Annotated in this window: 20 protein-coding genes and 1 pseudogene; 4 read left to right on the top strand and 17 right to left on the bottom strand. The window is 62.3% G+C overall.

Going from position 1 to position 24,200, the window contains the following annotated elements; genetic code table 11:
* The first annotated feature begins 99 nt into the window (after positions 1-99).
* Positions 100-381, top strand: coding sequence for a hypothetical protein (locus tag ACUCV0_RS02195; RefSeq protein ID WP_059314197.1), 282 nt, complete (start codon positions 100-102; stop codon positions 379-381).
* A 130-nt stretch (positions 382-511) separates the two neighbouring features.
* Here the strand turns inward: ACUCV0_RS02195 and brnQ are convergent.
* From brnQ to sdhC, 10 genes and pseudogenes are all read right to left on the bottom strand, one after another.
* Positions 512-1,780, bottom strand: a pseudogene (gene brnQ / locus ACUCV0_RS02190) (branched-chain amino acid transport system II carrier protein); the annotation flags it as partial.
* Positions 1,781-1,985: 205 nt separating this feature from the next.
* Positions 1,986-2,873, bottom strand: coding sequence for a succinate--CoA ligase subunit alpha (gene sucD, locus ACUCV0_RS02185; RefSeq protein WP_027602680.1), 888 nt, complete (start codon positions 2,871-2,873; stop codon positions 1,986-1,988).
* A complete protein-coding gene (gene sucC, locus ACUCV0_RS02180; protein ID WP_007159249.1) occupies positions 2,873-4,039 on the bottom strand; it encodes an ADP-forming succinate--CoA ligase subunit beta in 1,167 nt (388 codons plus the stop codon). Before sucC ends, sucD begins: the two co-directional genes overlap by 1 nt.
* A 183-nt stretch (positions 4,040-4,222) precedes the next feature.
* Complete coding sequence (gene lpdA / locus ACUCV0_RS02175; RefSeq protein ID WP_059314196.1) at positions 4,223-5,659, bottom strand: dihydrolipoyl dehydrogenase; 1,437 nt, start codon at positions 5,657-5,659, stop codon at positions 4,223-4,225.
* Positions 5,660-5,739: 80 nt separating this feature from the next.
* A complete protein-coding gene (gene odhB, locus ACUCV0_RS02170) occupies positions 5,740-6,960 on the bottom strand; it encodes a 2-oxoglutarate dehydrogenase complex dihydrolipoyllysine-residue succinyltransferase (RefSeq protein ID WP_059314195.1) in 1,221 nt (406 codons plus the stop codon).
* 42 nt (positions 6,961-7,002) lie between these two features.
* Positions 7,003-9,834: a 2-oxoglutarate dehydrogenase E1 component gene (locus tag ACUCV0_RS02165; RefSeq protein WP_482211886.1), complete on the bottom strand. Its 2,832-nt coding sequence runs from the start codon at positions 9,832-9,834 to the stop codon at positions 7,003-7,005.
* Positions 9,835-10,019: 185 nt separating this feature from the next.
* Positions 10,020-10,724 (bottom strand): succinate dehydrogenase iron-sulfur subunit, encoded by a 705-nt coding sequence (locus ACUCV0_RS02160; RefSeq protein ID WP_434776144.1) that lies wholly within the window; start codon positions 10,722-10,724, stop codon positions 10,020-10,022.
* A gap of 11 nt (positions 10,725-10,735) precedes the next feature.
* Complete coding sequence (gene sdhA / locus ACUCV0_RS02155) at positions 10,736-12,508, bottom strand: succinate dehydrogenase flavoprotein subunit (RefSeq protein WP_059314193.1); 1,773 nt, start codon at positions 12,506-12,508, stop codon at positions 10,736-10,738.
* Positions 12,509-12,511: 3 nt separating this feature from the next.
* The gene (gene sdhD / locus ACUCV0_RS02150; protein WP_059314192.1) at positions 12,512-12,880 is read right to left on the bottom strand and encodes a succinate dehydrogenase, hydrophobic membrane anchor protein; all 369 of its coding nucleotides are present in this window, start codon (positions 12,878-12,880) and stop codon (positions 12,512-12,514) included.
* On the bottom strand, positions 12,874-13,260 hold the full coding sequence (gene sdhC / locus ACUCV0_RS02145; RefSeq protein ID WP_167348559.1) for a succinate dehydrogenase, cytochrome b556 subunit: 387 nt from the start codon (positions 13,258-13,260) through the stop codon (positions 12,874-12,876). Before sdhC ends, sdhD begins: the two co-directional genes overlap by 7 nt.
* 345 nt (positions 13,261-13,605) lie before the next feature.
* Between sdhC and gltA the strand changes: the two genes are divergently transcribed.
* Positions 13,606-14,886, top strand: coding sequence for a citrate synthase (gltA, locus tag ACUCV0_RS02140; protein ID WP_059314191.1), 1,281 nt, complete (start codon positions 13,606-13,608; stop codon positions 14,884-14,886).
* 123 nt (positions 14,887-15,009) lie between these two features.
* Here gltA and ACUCV0_RS02135 read toward each other — a convergent pair whose 3' ends face one another.
* From ACUCV0_RS02135 to ppsA, 6 genes are all read right to left on the bottom strand, one after another.
* Positions 15,010-16,065 carry an OmpA family protein gene (locus tag ACUCV0_RS02135; RefSeq protein WP_059314190.1) on the bottom strand — a complete coding sequence of 352 codons (1,056 nt, stop codon included), beginning with the start codon at positions 16,063-16,065 and terminating at the stop codon, positions 15,010-15,012.
* Between the two features lie 100 nt (positions 16,066-16,165).
* Positions 16,166-16,750 carry an RNA polymerase sigma factor SigX gene (gene sigX / locus ACUCV0_RS02130; RefSeq protein ID WP_007159259.1) on the bottom strand — a complete coding sequence of 195 codons (585 nt, stop codon included), beginning with the start codon at positions 16,748-16,750 and terminating at the stop codon, positions 16,166-16,168.
* Between the two features lie 55 nt (positions 16,751-16,805).
* Positions 16,806-17,630: a mechanosensitive ion channel family protein gene (locus tag ACUCV0_RS02125; RefSeq protein ID WP_271654323.1), complete on the bottom strand. Its 825-nt coding sequence runs from the start codon at positions 17,628-17,630 to the stop codon at positions 16,806-16,808.
* Complete coding sequence (locus ACUCV0_RS02120) at positions 17,631-17,897, bottom strand: CrfX protein (RefSeq protein WP_323148236.1); 267 nt, start codon at positions 17,895-17,897, stop codon at positions 17,631-17,633.
* A 48-nt stretch (positions 17,898-17,945) separates the two neighbouring features.
* Positions 17,946-18,947, bottom strand: coding sequence for a zinc transporter ZntB (locus ACUCV0_RS02115; RefSeq protein WP_313648398.1), 1,002 nt, complete (start codon positions 18,945-18,947; stop codon positions 17,946-17,948).
* A 149-nt stretch (positions 18,948-19,096) separates the two neighbouring features.
* Positions 19,097-21,466, bottom strand: coding sequence for a phosphoenolpyruvate synthase (gene ppsA / locus ACUCV0_RS02110; protein WP_271654322.1), 2,370 nt, complete (start codon positions 21,464-21,466; stop codon positions 19,097-19,099).
* A 126-nt stretch (positions 21,467-21,592) separates the two neighbouring features.
* Between ppsA and ppsR the strand changes: the two genes are divergently transcribed.
* Positions 21,593-22,411, top strand: coding sequence for a posphoenolpyruvate synthetase regulatory kinase/phosphorylase PpsR (ppsR, locus tag ACUCV0_RS02105; RefSeq protein ID WP_058767088.1), 819 nt, complete (start codon positions 21,593-21,595; stop codon positions 22,409-22,411).
* Positions 22,412-22,460: 49 nt separating this feature from the next.
* Positions 22,461-23,090, top strand: a complete 630-nt coding sequence (locus tag ACUCV0_RS02100) for a LysE family translocator (RefSeq protein ID WP_323148234.1) — start codon at positions 22,461-22,463, stop codon at positions 23,088-23,090.
* A 19-nt stretch (positions 23,091-23,109) separates the two neighbouring features.
* On the opposite strand, the gene ACUCV0_RS02095 is transcribed toward ACUCV0_RS02100, so the two are convergent.
* A complete protein-coding gene (locus tag ACUCV0_RS02095) occupies positions 23,110-24,186 on the bottom strand; it encodes a hypothetical protein (RefSeq protein ID WP_482211885.1) in 1,077 nt (358 codons plus the stop codon).
* Between the last annotated feature and the right edge of the window lie 14 nt (positions 24,187-24,200).

Raw genomic sequence — 24,200 nt, 5'->3', positions numbered from 1 at the left:
ATACAGGTAGGAATTTGGGCGATGCCTGAGATAGACGCGGAACTTAACTTTTAACGGTGCGCTCGAACGGCTGTCGTGTAGTTCATAAGGAGAAAACACATGAAAAAGCCCTTCGCCATCGCCCTGCTCTTCACTGCCGCCTTCGGCCTCGCCGCCTGTGACAAGCCTTCCGAAAACAAGGCTCAGGATGCTGCCAAGACCGAACAGAAAGCTCAGGAAAACCTGAACAAAGCCGCCGAGCAGAGCAACAAAGCTGCCGAGCAGCGCAACGAAGCCGCCAATGAGGCTGCCAAAGAGCAAACCAACGGCGAAGCCACCTCGGTCAGCCCGGCCACCGGTACCGCCAACGGCAACGCGCCGGCTACCCAGCCCAAGCCGTAAGCTGATCGGTTATGAAAAAAGCCCGCTGATGCGGGCTTTTTTGTGGACGACTGATTCAGGAGTGCGAGGGATCTGGCTCGGCCTCGCTCTCTGTCGCCCGACCTCCGCGACGCAGGCTTTCCAGCGCCAGGGCAACGAGGCCCACCACCACAGCCGGCAACAGCCAGCCCAGGCCCGAGTCGGCCAGTGGCAGCCACTGCACGGCATCCCCCAGATAGGGTACCGTCAGGTGGGCGGTCTGCAAGCCATCAAGAATGCCGAACGCCAGCGCCACCAGCAGCACCGGCCCGACGATGCGACCGGGCGCCGCCCAGCGAGCGGTGAAGAAGCTCAGGACCACCAGGGCGATACAGGGCGGATAGATGGCGGTGAGAATGGGCACCGAGATCTGGATCAGCTGGGTCAGGCCGAGGTTGGACACCAGCAGCGAGAAGGCTGCCAGCAGGACCACCAGGCTGCGATAGCTGAAGGGCAGGAACTCACTGAAGAACTCCGCGCAGGCGCAGGTCAGACCCACTGCCGTGACCAGGCAGGCCAAGGTAATGAGCACCGCGAGGAAGTCGCTGCCGACACTGCCGAAGGTGTGCTGCACATAGGCATGCAGCACCTCGGCGCCATTGCTGGCATGGGGTACCAGCGCCCCGCTGCCGGCCCCGAGCTGGAACAGGCTCAGATAGACCAGCACCAATCCAACCCCTGCGATCAGGCCGGCGATGATGGTATAGCGCGTCAGTAACTCGGGGGCGGTCACGCCCCGAGCACGAATGGCGTTGACGATGACGATGCCGAACACCAGGGCGCCCAGGGTATCCATGGTCAGATAGCCGTTGACGAAGCCTTGGGACAGCGCCCGCGAGGCGTAGTCGGGCGCCGCCGTGGCAGGACCACCCGCTGGCCAGAACAGCGCCGCGCCGCCCAGCACCGCCAGGGCGAGGATCTTCAGCGGACCGAGAAAGCGGCCCACGGTGTCGAGCAGCCGCCCCGGATAGAGGGAGACCAGCAGCACCACCAGGAAATAGGCCAGGCTGTAGAGGAACAGCGGGATCGGTCCGTTACCCAGCAGGGGCCCGACGCCCACCTCGAAAGAGACCGTGGCAGTGCGAGGGGTGGCGAACAGCGGCCCTACCGAAAGGTAGCAGACGATGGCGAGCGCCCGGGCAGCCGTCTGGCCCAGCGGCCTGCTCAGGGCATCCATGCCGCCACCGACGCGCGCCAGGGCGATCAGGGTCAGCACCGGCAGCCCGACCGCGGTCAGCAGAAAGCCCAGGGCGGCGCTCCAGACGTGCTCGCCAGCCTGCAGGCCGACGATCGGGGGAAAGATGATGTTGCCCGCGCCGACGAACAGCGCGAACGTCATGAATCCGAGGGCCAGGACGTCCCGGCTTTGCAAAGCTTTCATGGAAGGCAGTACCAGCAATGAGGAAAACGAGGCAGCCCACCCTCTTGGGAGCAGGTCTTGGAGGGGCCACGAGGTGGCCGATGGAGCGGAAGGTTGCCATCCTAACGAATTACCGGCGAAAAGGCAGCCGGCAGGTGATGAGGCGTCATGAACGCGCCCATGAAAAAGGCCGCCCGAGGGCGGCCTTTTCTACAGTCAGTCAGGCTCAGGCCTTCTTGACTTCCCAACCGGTCAGCTCGGCCAGGGCCTTGCCGATGTCAGCCAGGGAACGCACGGTCTTCACACCAGCGTCCTGCAGGGCAGCGAACTTCTCGTCCGCAGTGCCCTTGCCGCCGGAGATGATGGCGCCAGCATGGCCCATGCGCTTGCCGGGCGGTGCGGTGACACCGGCGATGTAGGACACCACCGGCTTGGTCACGTTGGCCTTGATGTAGGCCGCGGCTTCTTCTTCAGCGCTGCCGCCGATCTCGCCGATCATGACGATGGCTTCGGTCTGCGGATCTTCCTGGAACAGCTTCAGGATATCGATGAAGTTCGAGCCCGGGATGGGGTCGCCGCCGATGCCCACGCAGGTGGACTGGCCGAAGCCGGCGTCGGTGGTCTGCTTCACGGCTTCATAGGTCAGGGTGCCGGAACGCGACACGATACCGACCTTGCCTGGCAGGTGAATGTGACCGGGCATGATGCCGATCTTGCACTCGCCGGGGGTGATGACGCCGGGGCAGTTCGGGCCGATCAGGCGTACGCCCAGTTCGTCGCACTTCACCTTGGCATCCAGCATGTCGAGGGTGGGGATACCCTCGGTGATGCAGACGATCAGCTTGATGCCGCCGAAGGCCGCTTCCAGGATGGAGTCCTTGCAGAAGGGAGCCGGAACGTAGATTACCGAGGCGTCAGCGCCGGTAGCTTCCACGGCTTCCTTGACGGTGTTGAACACCGGCAGACCCAGGTGGGTGGAGCCGCCCTTGCCGGGAGTCACGCCGCCGACCATCTGGGTGCCGTAGGCGATGGCCTGTTCGGAGTGGAAGGTACCCTGGCTGCCGGTGAAGCCCTGGCAGATGACCTTGGTGTCTTTATTGATCAGGACGCTCATTACTTACCCTCCGCGGCCTTGACGACCTGCTGGGCAGCGTCGGTCAGGCTGGTTGCCGCGATGATGTTCAGGCCGCTTTCGGCCAGGACCTTGGCACCGAGTTCGGCGTTGTTGCCTTCGAGGCGAACCACGACCGGCACCTTCACACCGACTTCCTTCACGGCACCGATGATGCCTTCGGCGATCATGTCGCAGCGCACGATGCCGCCGAAGATGTTCACCAGAACGGCTTTCACGTTGCTGTCGGACAGGATGATCTTGAAGGCTTCGGTCACGCGCTCTTTGGTCGCGCCGCCGCCAACGTCCAGGAAGTTGGCCGGCTTGCCGCCGTGCAGGTTGACGATGTCCATGGTACCCATGGCCAGACCGGCACCGTTGACCATGCAGCCGATGCTGCCTTCCAGGGCTACGTAGTTCAGTTCCCACTTCTGCGCATGGGCTTCACGGGCGTCGTCCTGCGACGGGTCGTGGAAAGCACGCAGCTTGGGCTGACGGTAGATGGCGTTGCTGTCGATGTTGATCTTGGCATCCAGGCAGTGCAGGTTGCCGTCCTTCTTGATCACCAGCGGGTTCACTTCCAGCAGGGCCAGGTCGTAGTCCTGGAACAGCTTGGCCAGACCGACGAAGATCTGGGTGAACTGCTTGATCTGGTCACCTTTCAGGCCCAGCTGGAAAGCCAGGTCGCGACCCTGGTAAGGCTGAGCGCCTACCAGCGGATCGATGGTGGCCTTGAGAATCTTCTCCGGAGTGTCGTGAGCGACCTTCTCGATGTCCACGCCACCTTCGGTGGACGCCATGAACACAATGCGGCGGCTGGAGCGATCGACGACGGCGCCCAGATAGAGCTCCTTGTCGATGTCGGTGCAGGATTCAACCAGGATCTTGCTGACCGGCTGACCGTTGGCGTCGGTCTGGTAGGTCACCAGACGTTGGCCCAGCCACTTGGCGGCGAATTCCTTGGCTTCTTCCTTGCTCTTGACCAGCTTCACACCGCCAGCCTTACCACGGCCACCGGCATGTACCTGGGCCTTGACGACCCACTCGTCGCCGCCGATACGGCCGCAAGCCTCGTAGGCCTCCTGGGGGGTGTCGACAGCGTAGCCTTTGGAAACGGGCAGGCCGTATTCAGCGAACAGCTGCTTACCCTGATACTCGTGGAGATTCATGCTTGTCTACCGTCTTCGTTGGGTATTGCGCATTCGACGCTGTGCGTTCTCCGAGCCGTCCTCTGGACGGTCGCGGGCACCGCGCCACCTGTGACCCCTGCCTCGCAAGGGTCCGAGGTGCCTTCCTGCGGTGGAGCCCGGAGGCTCCACGGCGGTCGGCGACCCCGTGGTTCCGTAAATCTCTTACCGCTTCTTGCGATTCACTGCGTGGATCGCATGACCATTCACCGCCAGGGCTGCTTCGTGCAGTGCCTCAGACAGCGTCGGGTGCGAGAACACCATCATGCCCAGGTCTTCGGCACTGGTGCCGAATTCCATGGCGATGGCGCCCTGCTGCACCAGTTCCGCCGCGCTCGGGCCGACCACATGGACGCCCAGGACGCGATCGGTCTTGGCATCGGCCACGACCTTGACGAAGCCGGCGGTGTCGTTGGCCGCCAGGGCACGACCGCTGACCGCGAAGGGGAAGGTACCGACGTTGACTTCGACGCCTTCGGCCTTCAGCGCCTGCTCGGTCTTGCCGACCCACGCGATTTCCGGGTGGGTGTAGATCACCGAGGGCACCAGGTCGTAGTTCATCTGAGCCTTGTGACCGGCAATACGCTCGGCGACCATCACGCCCTCTTCCGAGGCCTTGTGGGCCAGCATCAGACCACGCACGCAGTCACCGATGGCGAACACGCCCGGAACGCTGGTGGCGCAGTAGTCATCGACGTAGATGTAGCCACGCTCGTCGCTTTCCACGCCGCTGTCGGACGCCAGCAGGTCGGTGGTGACCGGACGACGGCCCACGGCAACGATGAGGCGATCGAAGGTGATCTGCTTCTCTTCACCGGCTTCGGTGTAGTTGACGGTGACTTCTTCGCCGTTGACCTGGGAGCCGGTCACACGAGCACCCATGCGGATGTTCAGACCCTGCTTGGAAAGGATCTTGTAGGCCTCCTTGGACACCTGCTCATCGGCGGCGACCAGGAACTTGTCCAGGGCTTCCAGCACGGTGACTTCGGCACCCAGGCGAGCCCAGACCGAACCCAGCTCCAGGCCGATGACGCCGGCACCGATCACGCCCAGACGCTTGGGCACGCTCTGGAATTCCAGGGCGCCGGTGGAATCGACGATGACCTTCTGGTCCACCGGAGCTGGCGGGATGTCGATGGGACGCGAGCCGGACGCCAGGATGACGTTCTCGGCCTCGACCACCTGGACGTTGCCGTCCAGGCCAGTGACTTCGACCTTCTTGCCGGACAGCAGCTTGCCGTTGCCTTCCAGCAGAGTCACGCCGTTGGCCTTGAACAGGGTGGCCACGCCGCCGGTGAGGTTCTTCACGATCTGGTCCTTGCGGCCGATCATGGTGGGCACGTCGATGGTGACGTTGGGCGCATCGATCCCGTGGACCTTAAAGCCCTCGTGGGCCTCGTGGTACTTGTAGGAGCTGTCCAGCAGCGCCTTGGAAGGAATGCAACCCACGTTCAGGCAGGTACCGCCCAGGGCGACCTTGCCTTCCTTGCCCTTGTAGCGCTCGACACAGGCCGTCTTCAGACCGAGCTGCGCGGCACGGATGGCGGCCACGTAGCCACCAGGGCCGGCGCCGATCACCACTACGTCGAATTTGTCGCTCATACACTAATCCCCTTGGAGCAGCTTCAGGCAGGAAAACTTGAAGCGGTGCGTGGCCCCTGCCCCGCACCGCGAGAGCCGGATCAGATGTCCAGCAGCAGACGAGCCGGGTCTTCCAGCAGGTCCTTCATGGTGACCAGGAAGGTCACGGCTTCTTTGCCATCGATCAGGCGATGGTCGTAGGACAGCGCAAGATACATCATCGGCAGGATCACCACCTGGCCGTTCACCGCCATCGGGCGTTCCTGGATCTTGTGCATGCCCAGGATCGCGGTCTGTGGCGGGTTGACGATGGGAGTGGACAGCAGCGAACCGAAGACACCACCGTTGGAGATGGTGAAGGTGCCGCCCTGCATGTCTTCCAGGGTCAGCTTGCCGGCCTTGGCCTTCTTGCCGAAGTCGGCGATGGTGCCTTCCACTTCCGCCAGGCTCATGAACTCGGCGTTGCGCAGCACCGGCACTACCAGGCCACGGTCACTGGACACGGCCACGCCGATGTCCTGATAGCCGTGGTAGACGATGTCGTTGCCGTCGATGGAGGCGTTGACGCCCGGCTGGCGCTTGAGCGCCTCGGTGGCCGCCTTGACGAAGAAGGACATGAAGCCCAGGCGTACGCCATTGTGCTTCTTCTCGAACATGTCCTTGTACTTGGAGCGCAGGTCCATGATCGGCTTCATGTTAACCTCGTTGAAGGTCGTCAGCATGGCCATGCTGGACTGGGCTTCAACCAGGCGCTCGGCGACCTTGGCGCGCAGGCGGGTCATGGGTACACGCTTCTCGGTGCGATCGCCAGCAGCGGTCACCACCGGAGCGGCGGCGGCAGCGGGCTTGGCAGCCGGAGCAGCGGCGCCGGACTTCTTGGCCTCGACAGCGGCGACGGCGTCTTCCTTGGTGATGCGACCACCCTTGCCGGTGCCGACCAGGGTAGCCGGGTCGATGCCGTTTTCTTCGGCGATCTTGCGTGCGGCGGGAGCGAGGATCGGATCCTCTTCACCACCGGCAGCCGGCGCGGCAGCCGGAGCACTGGCGGCGGCCGGCTGGGCAGCCGGCGCGGCGGCGGCAGTGGCGCCCTCTTCCACGCGAGCGATAACTTCTTCGCTCAGCACGGTGTCGCCTTCGTTCTTCAGGACTTCGGCCAGGACGCCATCGACCGGTGCCACGACTTCCAGCACGACCTTGTCGGTCTCGATGTCGACCAGCAGTTCGTCACGCTTGACCGCTTCGCCCGGCTTCTTGTGCCAGGTGGCGACGGTGCCGTCAGCGACCGATTCCGGGAAGGTAGGGGCTTTGATCTCGATAGCCATTCTATGAATTTCCTTAGTGATCTTTAGTAGTCGCGTGGCGAATCAAACGGAGAAAGCATCGTGCAGCAGTTTTTCCTGCTGCTCGGCGTGCATGGAGGCATAGCCGCAGGCCGGCGCAGCGGACGCATCGCGACCGGCGTATTCCAGACCCAGGCCCTGCTTGTAACCGGACACGGCGCGACGCATGTGATGCTGGCTGCAGTACCAGGCACCCTGGTTCATCGGCTCTTCCTGGCACCAGACCACGCGCTCGAGGTTCGGGTAGCCAGCCAGTACCTCGGCCAGGTCCTCTTCCGGGAACGGATAGAGTTGCTCCAGGCGAACGATGGCAATGTCCTGGCGGTTTTCGCTGCGGCGCTTTTCCAGCAGGTCGTAGTAGACCTTGCCGCTGCACAGAACCAGGCGCTTCACCTGCTGGGCATCGATCTGATCCAGTTCGTTGATCACGGTCTGGAAGGAGCCATGGGCCAGGTCTTCCAGGGTCGAGATGGCCAGCTTGTGGCGCAGCAGCGACTTGGGCGTGAGCACTACCAGCGGCTTGCGCAGCGGGCGGATCACCTGACGACGCAGCAGGTGGTAGATCTGCGCCGGCGTGGTCGGTACGCAGACCTGGATGTTCTGCTCGGCGCACAGCTGCAGGTAACGCTCCAGACGAGCCGACGAGTGCTCCGGACCCTGGCCTTCGTAGCCATGGGGCAGCAGCATGGTCAGGCCGCAGAGACGACCCCACTTGATCTCGCCGCTGGTGATGAACTGGTCGATGACGACCTGGGCACCGTTGGCGAAGTCACCGAACTGGGCTTCCCAGACCACCAGCGCGTTGGGCGTGGTGGTGGCGTAGCCGTATTCGAAGCCCAGCACCGCTTCCTCGGACAGGAAGGAGTCGTAGATCTCGAACGACGGCTGGTCTTCGGCCAGGTGCTGCAGGGGCACGTAGGGCACGGCGTCCTTCTGGTTGTGCAGCACCGCATGGCGGTGCGAGAAGGTGCCACGGCCGACGTCCTGACCGGTGATGCGGATCGGATGGCCTTCGTGCAGCAGGGTGGCGTAGGCCATGGTCTCGGCGAAACCCCAATTCAGGGCCAGGCCGCCGGCAGTCATCTTCTGGCGATCTTCGAGGATCTTGCCTACCTGACGCTGGACTACGACGCCTTCCGGAATCTGCAGCAGCTTGTTGGCCAGTTCCTGCAGGGTCTTGAGATCGAAGCCGGTGTCGTGCCGCGCGGTCCAGGCATGGCCGAGGTAGGGTTTCCAGTCTACGAACAGGTCGCGATTGGGTTCCTTGACCAGGCTGGCCACCACGTGACGACCCTCGTCGAGGGCGCCCCGATAGGCTTCGAACTGCGCCTGGACCTGCTCGGCAGTGACGACGCCGGCCTGGGTCAGGGCATCCGCATAGAGATCGCGGGTGGTGCGCTGCTTGGCGATCTGCTGGTACATCAGCGGCTGGGTGCCGCTCGGCTCGTCGGCCTCGTTGTGGCCGCGACGGCGGTAGCACACCAGGTCGATGACGATGTCACGCTTGAACTGCATGCGGTAGTCGACCGCCAGCTGGGTGACAAACAGCACCGCTTCGGGATCGTCGCCGTTCACATGGAAGATCGGCGCCTGGATCATCTTGGCGACGTCGGTGGCGTACTCGGTCGAGCGCGCATCTTCCTGGCGGTTGGTGGTGAAACCGACCTGGTTGTTGATGACGAGGTGCAGGGTGCCGCCGGTCTTGTAGGCCCGGGTCTGCGACATCTGGAAGGTTTCCATGACCACGCCCTGGCCAGCGAAGGCGGCGTCGCCGTGGATGGCAACGGGCACGACCTTGTCGCCGGAGCGATCGCCGCGGCGATCCTGGCGGGCACGCACCGAACCCTCCACCACCGGAGAGACGATCTCCAGGTGCGAGGGGTTGAACGCCAGCGCCAGGTGGACTTCGCCGCCCTGGGTCATGACGTTGGAGGAGAAACCCTGGTGGTACTTGACGTCACCGGAGCCCAGCTCGACCAGCTTCTTGCCTTCGAATTCGTCGAACAGATCGCGCGGGTTCTTGCCCAAGGTGTTGACCAGCACGTTCAGACGGCCACGGTGGGCCATGCCGATCACCAGTTCCTTGACCCCATAGGAACCGGAACGCTGGATGATCTCGTCGATCAGCGGAATCAGGCTCTCGCCCCCTTCCAGGCCGAAACGCTTGGTGCCTGGGTACTTGGTGCCCAGGTACTTTTCCAGGCCCTCGGCGGCGGTCAGACGCTCCAGCAGGTGGGTGCGGACTTCCGGGGAATATTGCGGGCGGCCACGGACGCTTTCCAGGCGCTGCAGGAACCAGCGGCGCTCTTCGGAATCGACGATGTGCATGAACTCTGCACCGACCGTGCGGCAATATGTCTCTTGCAGCGCATCCCTGATTTCGCGGAGAGTTGCTTCCTCTTTGCCGATGAACAATTCACCGGTGCGGAAGGTGGTATCCAGATCGGCGTCGGTCAACCCATAGTGGTTGAGCAGCAGATCGGCAGGTGGCTGACGCTTCCACAGACCCAGGGGGTCGAGCTGAGCAGCCTGATGGCCCTGCAGACGGAACGCCTGGATCAGCCGCAGGACTTCAACCTGCTTCTTCTCGTGTTCGGAACTGACGGTACCGGCCGAGACCGGTTGAGCTCGCCGCTGGTTCTTGCCCAACAGCACGAAATGGTCGCGGATCGCGGAGTGCGCAACGTCCGGCGAATTGCCAGTGACAGCGGGCAGCTTCTGGAAGTAGGTGCGCCACTCTTCCGGCACAGCGTTGGCATCGTGCAGAAACAGCTCATAGAGCTCTTCCACATAAGCAGCATTACCGCCGGACAGGTGAGCGCTGTCCCACAGTTGCTGCATCTGACTTTCGTGCATCTAGTTCACCCCTTCGGCAGAGATAGCATCAGCCGATGACCAGTCTCGATGCGAGACCTGGTCTCTCTACGGCTGCGCCAATGCCCGGATGCTGTTCCGGGTATCCCTGAATGGACATTGGTTGAATCAAGCTATCGAGGTCGTTAACGAACCCGCCCGGCACAACTGGCCGGGCGGGACGTGGATCAGGTACCGCTCTGCAGCAGCATCGCCCGCACATGGCCGATGGCCTTGGTCGGGTTCAGCCCCTTGGGACAGACCGCCACACAGTTCATGATCGAGCGGCAGCGGAACACACTGAACGGATCGTCCATGGCCGCCAGGCGCTCTTCGGTCTTGGTGTCACGACTGTCGGCCAGGAAGCGATAGGCCTGCAGCAGTGCAGCGGGGCCGAGGAACTTGTCGGGGTTCCACCAGAAGGACGGGCAGGACGTCGAGCAGCAGGCGCACAGGATGCACTCGTACAGACCGTCGATCTTCTCACGGTCTTCCGGGCTCTGCAGGCGTTCGATGGCTGGTGCCGGGGTCTCGTTCTGCAGGAACGGCTTCACCTTCTCGTATTGCTTGTAGAAGATGCTCATGTCGACGACCAGGTCACGAATGACCGGCAGGCCGGGCAGCGGACGCACGATCAGCTTGTCGTTCTTGACCACGGCCGACAGCGGCGTGATGCACGCCAGGCCGTTCTTGCCGTTAATGTTCATGCCGTCGGAGCCGCACACGCCTTCGCGGCAGGAACGACGGTAGGAGAAGCCTTCATCCTGCTCTTTGATCAGAGCCAGGACGTCCAACACCATGAGATCCTTCCCACCGGTATCGACCTGGAACTCCTGCATGGACGGCAGGCCGTCCTGATCCGGGTTGTAACGATATACGCTGACTTTCAACATGGTGGTCACCTTTAGTAAGTCCGAACCTTGGGTTCGAACATCGGTACGGTCTTCGGCGCGAAGTTGACGTCACGCTTACTGACCCGTTTTTCACCGGGGAAATAGAGGGTGTGGCACAGCCAGTTCTCGTCGTCACGCTCTTCGAAGTCTTCACGGGCGTGAGCACCACGGGATTCCTTGCGATTCTCGGCGGCGATGGCGGTTGCTTCGGCCACTTCGAGCAGGTTCTGCAGCTCGAGCGCTTCGATGCGGGCGGTGTTGAAGCCCTGACTCTTGTCGTTGATCTTGACCTTGGCGATGCGCTCGCGCAGGTCGGCCAGCTCGGCGATGCCCTTCTGCATGTACTCGCCGGTGCGGAACACCCCGAAGTAGTTCTGCATGCAGGTCTGCAGTTGCTTGCGCAGGGTAGCGACGTCGTCACCGGTGGTGCGCTCGTTGACGCCGGACAGGCGCTGCAACGAGGCTTCCAGATCGCTTTCCGAGGCACCGCGGTGCTCGATACCTTCCTTGAGTGCCTTCTCCAGGTGCAGACCAGCTGCACGACCGAAGACCACCAAGTCCAGCAGCGAATTGCCGCCCAGCCGGTTCGCACCGTGCACAGATACGCAGGCCACTTCGCCTACTGCGAACAGACCTTCGATGATCCTGTCGTTGCCGTTGGCGTCTTGAGTGATGGCCTGACCATGGATGTTGGTGGCGATGCCGCCCATCATATAGTGGCATGTAGGGATCACGGGTACCGGTGCGACGACCGGGTCGACATGGGCGAAGGTCTTGGACAGTTCGCAGATGCCGGGCAGACGACTGTGCAGGACGTCTTCACCCAGGTGGTCCAGCTTCAGCAGCACATGGTCGCCATCCGGGCCACAACCGTTGCCGGCCAGCACTTCCTTCACCATGGAGCGGGCGACCACGTCGCGACCGGCCAGATCCTTGGCGTTGGGTGCATAGCGCTCCATGAAGCGCTCGCCGTGCTTGTTGATCAGGTAACCACCCTCACCGCGGCAACCTTCGGTGACCAGTACCCCGGCGCCGGCGATGCCGGTCGGGTGGAACTGCCACATTTCGATATCCTGCACCGGCACGCCGGCTCGCAGCGCCATGCCGACACCGTCGCCAGTGTTGATCAGGGCGTTGGTGGTGGAGGCGTAGATACGACCCGCACCGCCGGTGGCCAGCACAGTGGCCTTGGCCTTGACGTAGACGGTCTCGCCGGTTTCGATGGCGATGGCAATGACACCGACCACGACGCCGTCCTGGTTCTTCACCAAGTCCACGGCGTACCACTCGTTCAGGAATACCGTATTGTTCTTCAGGTTGCCCTGATAGAGGGTGTGCAGCAGGGCATGACCGGTACGGTCGGCCGCGGCGCAGGTACGAGCCGCCTGGCCGCCCTTGCCGTAGTCCTTGGACTGGCCGCCGAAGGGACGCTGATAGATACGACCCTGCTCGGTACGGGAGAACGGCAGACCCATGTGTTCCAGCTCGAAGACCGCTTCCGGGCCTACGGAGCACATGTACTCGATGGCGTCCTGATCACCGATGTAGTCCGACCCCTTGACGGTGTCGTACATGTGCCAGCGCCAGTCATCGTTCGGATCGGACGAGGCGATGGCGCAGGTAATGCCACCCTGGGCAGATACGGTGTGGGACCGGGTCGGGAAAACCTTGGTGATGACGGCGGTCTTGTGGCCGGATTGGGCCAGTTGCAGAGCAGCGCGCATACCAGCGCCGCCGCCACCTACGATGATGGCATCAAACGAAATATGACGAATTGTGGACATTGATCAAACACCCCAGAAGATCTGCACGCCCCAGACGAAGAACGCGAACATCGCGAACCCGCATACCGCCTGGAACAGGAAACGCACGGCGGTAGCACCTTTGCCGATGGCCATGGTGGTCAGGTAATCAGTGGAAATGGTCCACATACCGACCCAGGCATGCACACAGATGGACACCAGCGCCAGCAGGCTGAAGATACGCATCAGGGTGTTGGAGAACAGCCCGTGCCACTGCTCGAAGGTGAGCCCTGGGTGAAGGATCAGGAAGCCGATCAGAAAGAGGAAGTAGACCGCGAGGACGACTGCCGAGACCCGTTGAGCCATCCAGTCGTAGAGACCGGAACGCGAAAGATTGGTGACGTTGGTTACCATACCCAAACCCCTGCCAGAATGATCAGAACTGCGGAAATGACCAGCACTAGCTGTGCACCCAGCTTGCCGCCCTGCAGGGTTTCACCGGCGCCCCCATCCATGATCAAGTGCCGAATGCCGGCGACCAGATGGTAGAGCAACGCGGACAGCAGACCCCAAATCACGAGCTTGACCAGCGGATAGGCCAGAAAAGCTTTCACCTGGCCGAAGCCTTCCTCGCTACCCAGCGACAGGTGCAGCCCATAGAGCATGACTGCGATGCCGAGGAACAGGATGACGCCAGAGATACGGTGAAGAATCGAGGTATAAGCTGTGATAGGTAGTTTGATGGTCCTGAGATCTAGGTTTACAGGTCGTTTGCTATTCACGGCTTCTTTCACACTGAGGGCCCAATTGCGGTCGGGCTAGTTATAGGAGATTCCACATCTGCTACACGCTTCTGTAGGGAAGCGTCGACCGCTCGGCATCAGCTCGCCGACCCGGTACGGTCGGGCGAGAATTATAGACAGTTAGCCTACTCATGACAAACGTCGATACCCGATCCCGACGTCGCCAGCTGATATTCAGAAGCCTGCGTGTTAATGTCTTTTCGCCGCACAATCTGGCCAGAAACACCCTCTAGGCCGATATTTTCGTAAATTGACTTTCAAATTTATCCCTCTATAGTGGGCGAGGCCCTGAGTGGAGGGTTTATTGATGATTTCAAAGCAAAATAAGGAGGCCTAATGGCTGACAAGAAAGCGCAGTTGATCATCTCGGGAGCGGATCCGGTTGACCTGCCCGTTATGTCCGGCACCCTTGGCCCGGACGTGATCGATGTTCGCAACCTCACCTCCACTGGTGTGTTCACCTTTGACCCGGGCTTCATGTCCACTGCCTCGTGCGAATCCAAGATCACCTATATCGATGGTGACAAAGGCATTCTGCTGCACCGCGGCTACCCTATCGAGCAACTGGCGGAGAAATCCGACTACCTTGAGACCTGTTACCTGCTGCTCAAGGGTGAATTGCCGAACGCGCAAGAGAAAGTGCAGTTCGTCGATACCATCAAGAACCACACCATGGTTCACGAGCAACTGAAGAACTTCTTCAACGGCTTCCGTCGCGATGCGCACCCCATGGCCATCATGTGCGGCGTGGTTGGCGCCCTGTCAGCCTTCTACCATGACTCCCTGGACATCACCGATCCCCAGCACCGCGAAATTTCGGCGATGCGCCTGATCGCCAAGATGCCGACCCTGGCTGCCATGGTGCACAAGTACTCCATGGGCCAACCGATGCTGTATCCCCGCAACAACCTGGGATATGCGGAAAACTTCCTGCACATGATGTTCAATACGCCATGTGAGGAAAAGCCGATCAGCCCGGTACTGGCGCGCGCCATGGATCGCATCTTCATCCTGCACGCGGATCACGAGCAGAACGCCTCCACCTCCACCGTCCGCCTGGCCGGCTCCTCCGGCGCCAATCCTTTCGCCTGCATCGCCGCAGGCATCGCCGCCCTCTGGGGTCCGGCACATGGTGGCGCGAACGAAGCCGTTTTGAAAATGCTGGACGAGATTGGCGATGTGTCCAACATCGACAAGTTCGTCGCCAAGGCCAAGGACAAGAACGATCCGTTCAAGCTGATGGGCTTCGGCCATCGCGTGTACAAGAACTTCGATCCGCGCGCTACGGTGATGAAGCAGACCTGCGACGAAGTCCTGGCCGAGCTGGGCATCAACGATCCGCAGCTGGAACTGGCCATGCGCCTGGAAGAACTGGCGCGCAAAGACCCCTACTTCGTCGAGCGCAATCTCTACCCGAACGTGGACTTCTATTCCGGCATCATCCTCAAGGCGATCGGCATTCCGACCAGCATGTTCACCGTGATCTTCGCCATGGCGCGGACCGTCGGCTGGATCTCGCACTGGCAGGAAATGCTGTCCGGCCCCTACAAGATCGGCCGGCCGCGTCAGCTGTACACCGGCGTGACCCAGCGTGACATTCCGGACGATCGCGGCTGATCGATTCGTGATGAAGAACCCCGCCCCGGCGGGGTTTTTTATTGCCTGACAACTTCAAGACCTCAACGACAGACACAAAAAAGCCCGCACAAGGCGGGCTTCTTTGTGTCTGGATCAGGCTAATTACTTGGCCTGAGCTTCGACTTCAGCTTCTACGCGACGGTTGACGGCGCGACCGGCTTCGGTAGCGTTGTCAGCAACCGGGCGGGACTCACCGTAACCAACAGCGTTCACGCGGCCACCCTGCACGCCGTACTGGTTGACCAGCACGTTACGCACGGCGTTGGCACGACGCTCGGACAGCTTCTGGTTGTAGGCGTCAGTGCCGACGGAGTCGGTGTGGCCTTCAACAGTGGTCGAGGTCTGCGGGTACTGCTGCATGAAATCAGCCAGGTTCTTGATGTCGGCGTAGCTGTTGGGCTTGACCACGGCCTTGTCGAAATCGAATTTCACGTCCAGCTCGACGCGAACGGTTTCAGCAGCAGCCGGGCAGCCGGTAGCGTCAACGGTGACGTTGGCCGGGGTGTTCGGGCACTTGTCGACGTTGTCGCAAACGCCATCGTTGTCGGAATCGGTGCAGACGTCAGCAACGGGGGCCGGAGCCGGAGCCGGAGCGACTTCTTTCTTGGTGGAACCACCGAAGTTCAGACCAACACCTACAGCAGCGCTCCACTCGGTGTCGCCGTAGTCGATGTTGTAGTTAGCTTGTACGCCGGTACGGGCATACAGGTTCTCGGTGAAGTAGTACTTCAGGCCGGCGCCCAGGTTGGCGTAGGTGGAATGATCACGGCCACCTTCGTTGACGTCGCGGTTGCTGATGGACTGGTGAGCGAAGCCACCGGACACGTACGGACGCAGGCCTACACCGGGCTGACCGAAGTGGTAGTAAGCGTCCAGAGCGGCCAGGCTGCCCTTGATGTTCTTGTGGCCCAGGTCGTGGTCGCCACGGGCGTTGTGGTACTCACCGTAGGACAACGCCAGCTCAACGTCGTCGGTCAGGAAGTAGCCAACGGAACCGCCGTACAGGTCGGCGTTGGTCATGTTGCGCTGGCTGTCGGTGAACAGACGGCTGCCGAACAGCTCAGTCTCGACGGCGCCTTGACCTTGTGCCAGGGCGCTCAGCGAGGCGCTTGCCAGCAGGGAGCCGATTACGACGCCCAAGGTGCTCTTCAGTTTCATCCTTTGTATCCCCATTTTAGTGGTACTAATTCCGGCAATCTCCGGAGGCTTCGACAACAAGTTTTCGTGAAGTTCAAAAACTTACGGCAGACTCATCCAGTCAGCCCTCAACTTCAGCTGCGAACTTGTCACGCAGTTTGTCGAGTGCCCGCTTGTATCGCATCTTAGTGGCGCTGAGGCCCATGTGCATGATGTCGGCGATCTCCTGGAACTCCAGCTCTGCGACGAAGCGCAGCACCAGGATCTCCCGATCGACCTGACCCACATGAACCAGCCAGCGATCCATTCCTCCCTTTTCTTCCAGCTTCGGCGCCCGCTCCTCCGATGCTTCCTCCATCGGATCCAGACTTAATGCCTCCACCAGACGCCGCTTGCGGCGCTCCTTGCGGTACTGGGTGATGCACTCATTGTAGGTGATGCTGTACAGCCAGGTCTTGAATTTCGATTTCCCCTCGAAATTCTTCAAACCGTAAAGCACCTTCAGCATGATCTCCTGGCAGACATCGTCTGCGTCCCGGTCGTTCCCCAGATAACGGGCACAGACATTGAACAGGGTGCGCTGGTAACGGCGCATCAGTTCCTCGTAGGCTCGCGTCACGTGGAAGAGTTCACCATGCGCGCGCTGGACCAGCTCTTCATCGCTGAGCGTGGTCGGGTCGTAGGCATGAGGGGCAGGCTTGTTCAAGACGGAGATAGCTACCAAAAAGTGGCGGGCATGATAGCCATCTCCGCAGCGCCTGTCAGCGGCTGCGCACCTGAGCCTCCAGCAATAGACGGTTCGGAACGGAAACGATATCGCCCTCTTCGGTCAGGATGAGCGTCTTTGCGGTGCCGATTTCCTCGATCTCGCCTTCGACGTCTGCCAGGGTCACCCACTGGCCGACTTCGTAGAGTTCGCGCACATAGATACCGGCCAGGATCTGCGATACCAACCCCCGGCTACCCAGGCCCAATGCCAGGGCCGCGGCCAGGGCGAAGGCGGTCAGCACGATGGCGATGACCAGGTTCAGCAGCTCGGTCTTGATCTCCAGCTGACCGACAGCGACCGAGATCGAAATGATGATGACCAGCCCCTGGGCGAGTCGGCCCAGGCCCGCGGCATAGTCCAGGCCGACGCTCTCGGCCGCGCCGTGGACCAGACCACTGACCAGTTGCGCCAGCAGAACCCCGACGATGAGTACCAGGGCGGCGCCAAAGATCTTGGGTACGTAGAGCGCCATGACGTCCAGCGTCGACGAGACACGCTGCAGCCCCAGGGATTCGGCGGCCGATACCAGGAAGACCAGTAGCACGAACCAGTAGACGATCCGGCCGATCAGGGTGGTGACCGGCATGCGGATACCGATCTTGGCCAGCTGCTTGGTGACCCCGGCGCCAGCGAGGACGCGATCCAGGCCGAGCTTGGCGAGCACCTTCGACAGCACCGTGTCGAGAATCTTGGCGACGGCGAATCCGGCCAGGATCACCACCAGAGCGCCGAAGACATTGGGAATGAAGCCGGCCACCTTGCTCCACAGGGTAGTCATGGCGGACAGCAGACTCTGGGTCCAGATATCGAATTCCATCTACTTCAAGATCTCCGGGGATGATTCGGCAGCACGCCGGGTACGACGCGACCGCGGCTTCAGATGAGGGGCGCCGTTGCCCAACGCCAGCAGCAGGGCCGCCATCCAGTGCCGCCCGATCAGATCGAACAGCGCGCCTGCGCCGACTTGACGGTTGGCGGTCTTGAGGACGCGATGCAGGCGTGCCTGGTCATCGCCCTCCTCGTCCCGCGCCTCGGCCGGAGTATTGAGGAGCGCCTTGAGGGACGCTTCGAAAGGATCGTGCATGGACACCTCGCTGGTCGTTTCCTCTTGACGCAGCGAGGTGCGGACGGGTCACAGCCAGCGCAGTCGGCGAAACAGCCAGACCTGGAAGACGGCCACCGCGGTGATCAGCAGACAGGCGATCAGGAAGCCAAAGGGTGACGAGGAGCCGGGCAGCCCGCCCATGTTCATCCCGAGCAGGCCGGTGATGAAGCTGATGGGCAGGAAGAAGCCGGTAATGATCGCCAGCAGATAGAGGGTGCGATTGGTTCTTTCGGTAGTCGCCCGCTGCTCGGCGTCCTGCAGCAGCGCGACCCGCTCGCGCATGACTTCGAGCTCTTCGAGATTGCGCACCAGGCTGTTGTGCAACTCGCTCCAGTAGCCCTGGCTGGCCGTCTCGACGAACCAGGCCGGCTTGCCACGTGCCAGGTCCGCATAGATGTCGCGCTGCGGCGCCAGATAGCGCCGCAGCCCAGTGGCGCGACGCCTGAGGGTGAGCACCTGGGCATGATCGGGCAGGCTGTTCTCGTCCTGATCGACCTGCTCCTCGAGGCCATCGAGCTGGTCGGACAGCCCACGCACCAGGTCATCGACCCGACTGGTCATGTAGCTGGCGAGATAGAGCACCAGGTCTTCGGCGCTCTGGGCACCAATACCGGCCTCCAGGTCTTCCTGAACTTCGGCGGCAGCCTTCATCGGCCTCATGCGCAGGGAGATCACCCGGCGTTTGTCGACGAATACCCGCAACGAGACCATGTCTTCGGGAACCGCACCGGGGTTGAGATTCACCCCACGCAGGAAGAGCAGCAGGCTGTCGTTGGGCTGAGTGACCAGTCGCGGCCGAGTGGCTTCTTCGAGCAGCAGATCGCAAGCGAATTCGCTCAGGCCACTGGACTGGCGCAGCCAGGCCTGGGCCTCGGGGACGCTGCGGTCCCAGTGCAGCCACAGCACCTCGCTGGGGCCCGGCTCGACCTCCGCCAGCTCCCGCCGGCTCAGTCGTCGTCCGCCACCACGGCCATCGAGGAGATAGCCATAGATGAGGCCCTGTTCCACATCACTGTCGTACTGCTGCATCTACCTTCTCGTGCAGGGATCGCGACCGGCTGGATCGGCGATCCGGTGAGCGCCGCCCTGCGTTGATCGCCAGGACCGCGCTCGGGAAAATGGGTGGCTTAATCCCTGACCTGGATGGCCCCGCCCTCACGGGCGAGGCCATCTCCGCATCAGGCGTTGCCTTCGGCCAGGAAGAACCAGGTGTCGAGGACGGAGTCGGGGTTGAGGGAGACGCTCTCGATCCCCTGCTCCATCAGCCACTTGGCCAGGTCCGGGTGATCCGAGGGACCCTGACCGCAGATGCCGATGTACTTGCCGGCACGGTTGCACGCGGCAATGGCATTGGCCAGCAGCTTCTTCACCGCCGGATTACGCTCGTCGAACAGGTGGGCGATGATCCCGGAGTCGCGATCCAGCCCCAGGGTCAGCTGGGTCAGGTCGTTGGAACCGATGGAGAAGCCATCGAAGTGCTCGAGGAACTCGTCCGCCAGCAGGGCATTGGAGGGCAGCTCGCACATCATGATCACGCGCAGGTCGTTCTCGCCACGCTTGAGGCCGTTCTCGCCAAGCAGCTCTACCACGCGCGCCGCCTCGTCCAGGGTCCGCACGAAGGGCACCATGAGCTCGACGTTGGTCAGGCCCATCTCCTCGCGCACCTTCTTCATGGCGCGGCATTCCAGCTCGAAGCAATCGCGGAAGTTTTCGCTGATGTAGCGGGAGGCGCCGCGGAAGCCCAGCATGGGGTTCTCTTCCTCGGGCTCGTAGAGCTTGCCGCCGATGAGGTTGGCGTATTCGTTGGACTTGAAGTCCGACAGGCGCACGATGACCTTTTTCGGCCAGAAGGCCGCGGCCAGGGTGGACACCCCTTCCACCAGCTTCTCGACATAGAAGCCAACCGGATCGCCATAGCCGGCGATGCGCTTGTCGACACTCTCCTTTACCTCGAAGGGCAGGCTGTCGTAGTTGAGCAGCGCCTTGGGGTGCACGCCGATCATGCGGTTGATGATGAATTCGAGGCGCGCCAGGCCCACGCCGGCATTGGGCAGCTGGGCGAAATCGAAGGCGCGATCGGGGTTGCCGACGTTCATCATGATCTTGAACGGCAACTCGGGCATGGCCTCCACCGAGCTCTGGCGGATGTCGAAGCCCAGTTCGCCTTCGTAGATCAGGCCGGTATCACCCTCGGCGCACGAGACGGTAACGGTCTGACCGTCCTTGAGCAGGCTGGTGGCATTGCCGCAGCCCACCACGGCCGGGATGCCCAGCTCGCGGGCGATGATGGCGGCGTGGCAGGTACGGCCGCCACGGTTGGTGACGATGGCGCTGGCACGCTTCATCACCGGTTCCCAGTCGGGATCGGTCATGTCGGACACCAGCACGTCGCCAGGCTGGACGCGATCCATCTCGCTGACGTCGCGGATGATCTTGACCTTGCCCGCGCCGATACGCTGGCCGATGGACCGGCCCTCGACCAGCACCTGGCCTTTTTCCTTGAGCAGGTAGCGCTCCATGACGGTGGCGCTGGCCCGGCTCTTCACCGTTTCCGGGCGGGCCTGAACGATATAGAGCTTGCCGTCGTCGCCGTCCTTGGCCCACTCGATGTCCATGGGACGACCGTAGTGGCGCTCGATGATCAGCGCCTGCTTGGACAGCTCCGTGACCTCGGCATCGGTGATGGAGAAGCGCGCGCGATCCGCGGGCTCGACGTCGACGGTGCGCACGGAGCGACCGGCCTTGGCTTCATCGCCATAGACCATCTTGATGGCCTTGCTGCCCAGGTTGCGTCTCAGGATGGCCGGGCGACCGGCTTCCAGGGTGGGCTTGTGCACATAGAATTCGTCCGGGTTCACCGCGCCTTGCACCACGGTCTCGCCCAGGCCATAGGCGGCGGTGACGAAGACCGCATCGCGGAAGCCGGATTCGGTATCCAGGGTGAAGAGCACGCCGGCGGCGCCGGTTTCGGAGCGCACCATGCGCTGCACGCCAGCGGACAGGGCGACCAGCTTGTGGTCGAAGCCCTGGTGCACGCGGTAGGCGATGGCGCGATCATTGAAGAGCGAGGCGAAGACTTCCTTGGCCGCGCGAATGACGTTGTCGACACCGCGGATGTTGAGGAAGGTTTCCTGCTGGCCGGCGAAGGAGGCATCCGGCAGGTCTTCGGCGGTCGCCGAAGAGCGCACGGCGACCGCCAGATTGGGATTGCCCTCGGAAATCCGGGCGAAGGCCGTGCGGATCTCCGCATCCAGACGCTCCGGGAAAGGCGCGTCCATGACCCACTGGCGAATCTGCGCGCCAGTCTTGGCCAGGGCGACGACGTCATCGACATCCAGGGCATCGAGGGCGGCGTGGATGCGCTCGTTCAGGCCGCTCTGCTCGAGGAAATCGCGGTAGGCCTGGGCCGTGGTGGCGAACCCGCCTGGAACGGACACGCCCGCGCCAGCCAGGTTGGCGATCATCTCGCCGAGGGATGCGTTCTTGCCGCCCACGCGCTCGACGTCGTGCACGCCAAGCTGCTCCAGTGAAATTACATACTCGTCCAAGGTCTTCTCTCCATCTTGTGTCTTTGTGGGAAAGCAGTACGCCTCGGCGCTCGCCCCATGGACAGTGGACGACGGTAGGTTACAGTGCAGCGATCCCTGCCCCGTACGCCACCAGGACGTCCTTCCATGCAACGAACCGCCTTTTTCATCTCCGATGGCACCGGCATCACCGCCGAAACCCTCGGTCAGAGCCTCCTGGCCCAGTTCGGGGACATCACCTTCAGGAAGGTCACCCGCCCCTACGTGGATACGTTGGACAAGGCCAGGGCGATGGTACAGCAGATCAATGCCGCCGCCGTTCAGGACGGTGCGCGGCCCATCATCTTCGATACCATCGTCAACCGTGACATCCGGGCCATTCTGGACCAGTCAAACGGGTTCATGATCGACATCTTCTCCACCTTTTTATCCCCACTCGAACGGGAACTTTCCGCCGAATCTTCGTATTCGGTAGGGAAGTCACATTCGATCATGCACAATAGTCACTACATGGAGCGGATCGAGGCCGTCAATTTCGCACTCGAAAACGACGACGGCGCCCGTACGACCCACTATGCGCAGGCCGATTTGATCCTGGTGGGGGTCTCGCGCTGCGGCAAGACGCCGACCTGCCTCTATATGGCACTGCAATATGGCATCCGCGCGGCCAACTATCCGTTGACCGAGGAAGACATGGAGCGCCTGCAATTGCCCGCCTCGCTCAAGACCTATCGCGACAAGCTGTTCGGGCTGACCATCGACGCGGAACGGCTGGCGGCGATCAGGCACGAGCGGCGCCCGAACAGCCGCTATGCGAGCTTCGCCCAGTGCGAATTCGAACTGCGCGAGGTAGAAAGTCTGTTCCGCCGCGAGAACATCTCCTTCATCAACACCACGCATTTTTCCGTGGAGGAAATCTCGGCGAAGATTCTGGTGGAGAAAGGCGTGGAAAGACGGTTTAAATAGCCCACCAGCCCTCCTCTTCCGCGCCTTCTCGGCGTCTCAGGCGACCGCCATGAACCTCGTCGATGCCCTGCTGTTCTTTCCGGTCGCCCTGCTCATCGCCCTGACGCCAGGCCCCAACAACTTCTGCTCCCTGAGCAACGGCATCCGCCATGGCGCGGTGACGGCTGGCCTGGCGGCGCTGGGTCGCGACGTGGCCTTCGTGATCTTCCTGGTGATCTCGGCGGTAGGCCTGGGGGCCATGCTGCTGGCCTCGGAGATGGCCTTTACCGTCATCAAGTGGGTCGGCGCCCTCTACCTGCTCTACCTGGGCGTGAAGAGCTGGCGCAGCCGGGCCTTCGAGGGCCTGGATCTGACCGAGACCAGTACGGCGCAGCCGCGCGCACTGCATCGGCTGATGCTGCAGGAATTCCTCATCGGCATCAGCAACCCCAAGGCGATCCTGCTGTTCGCAGCGGTCTTTCCGCAGTTCATCGATCCCAACCAGCCAACGACGCAGCAATTCATCTACCTCGGCGGCACCCACCTGTTCGCCGAAATGGTCGCGGCCTTCATCTATGGTCTGTTTGGCCGGCAGATCCGCCGCTTCATCCGCGGCTCCCGCGGCGTACGCCGGCTCAACCAAGCTACCGGAGCCTTTTTCGCCGGCGCGGGCGGCCTGCTGCTGACCGCTCACCGCTAGCCCTGCCGTAGCGATCCGCTCAGGATGAAGCCAAACCCGACTGAGCCGCGCCCAGCTTCGCCAGCGCCGCTTCTATCGCTGACCAGGATCTTTCCGCGCTGGTTGCCGGCTTGACCCTGGCGGCCTCCCGGGCGGCCCTGACCAGGCGCAGGAACTCATTGTTCGTTGCGGCTGCCCGACCCGAGTCGGCCTCGCTCGAACTGACGGCAGGCGACAGCCAGAGACGATCCTGCAGGCGTTCGCCCGCCTGACGCGCGAACTGCAACCGCCGCTCTTGCGCACCAGGTTCGGAATCGCCAGTCAGCCCCAGCGAAAGTGTTTTGTAGGCAGGTAGGCGATCGAGCAGACCTTGTTGCGCCTGGGTCGTACGCGGCCAGTCGACATGCAGTCCATCCACCGGGAGACCCGCGGCCAGACCAAGGTTGTCGGTCAGCTCCCCATCACATACGGCAAGCAGCTTCTTCAATGGCTCGCGCTGCAGCAGGTTGTAGGCTCGTTCGAAGGCCGTGCGCCAGGTTAGTGGCAATTCCCGGCCAAGCAGAGGCTCGTCGATCTGAATCCATTCCACGCCCTGTTCGGCCAGCCTCGCGAAGATCTGGCCATAGACGGGCAGTAGCGACTCCAGCAGGTCGAGACGCTCGAAGGCAGAATCGAGAGAGCGGCCTAGCCACAGATAGGTCAAGGGACCCAGGATCACTGGCTTGACCGCCAACCCGAGCGCTCGGGCTTCGGCAACCTCGTCGAACAGATACTCCCAGTTGAGGACGAAGGATTGCTCGCGAGTGAACTCGGGAATTCGATAGCAACGCTCGCCATCGAACCAGCGGCCGTCTTCCGTTGCAGCCTGAGAGGTAGCGGGCGAGGCTGCGCCTACCAGATAGGAATGGGCCAGCACTCGATCAGCCCAGCCAAAGTCACCCACGGCGAGTAGCTCGCTACCCGCGGCCTGCTGGGCACGCCACGCCTGCTGACGCTGCTGGCGTCCACGCACGAACAGGGCTGCGCGACGGGTGTCATCGAGGAGCGCCATCGTCGCCAAGGACGCATCGCCGTGTTGCTCGATCTGCGAAAAACCCTGGGAATGAATCCTGACCATTGCACACCTCCACC

The organism is Pseudomonas sp. VMV1 (assembly GCF_056790235.1).
Note: the sequence above shows the minus strand (reverse complement) of the source record. Positions and strands in the feature narration are given on the sequence as shown.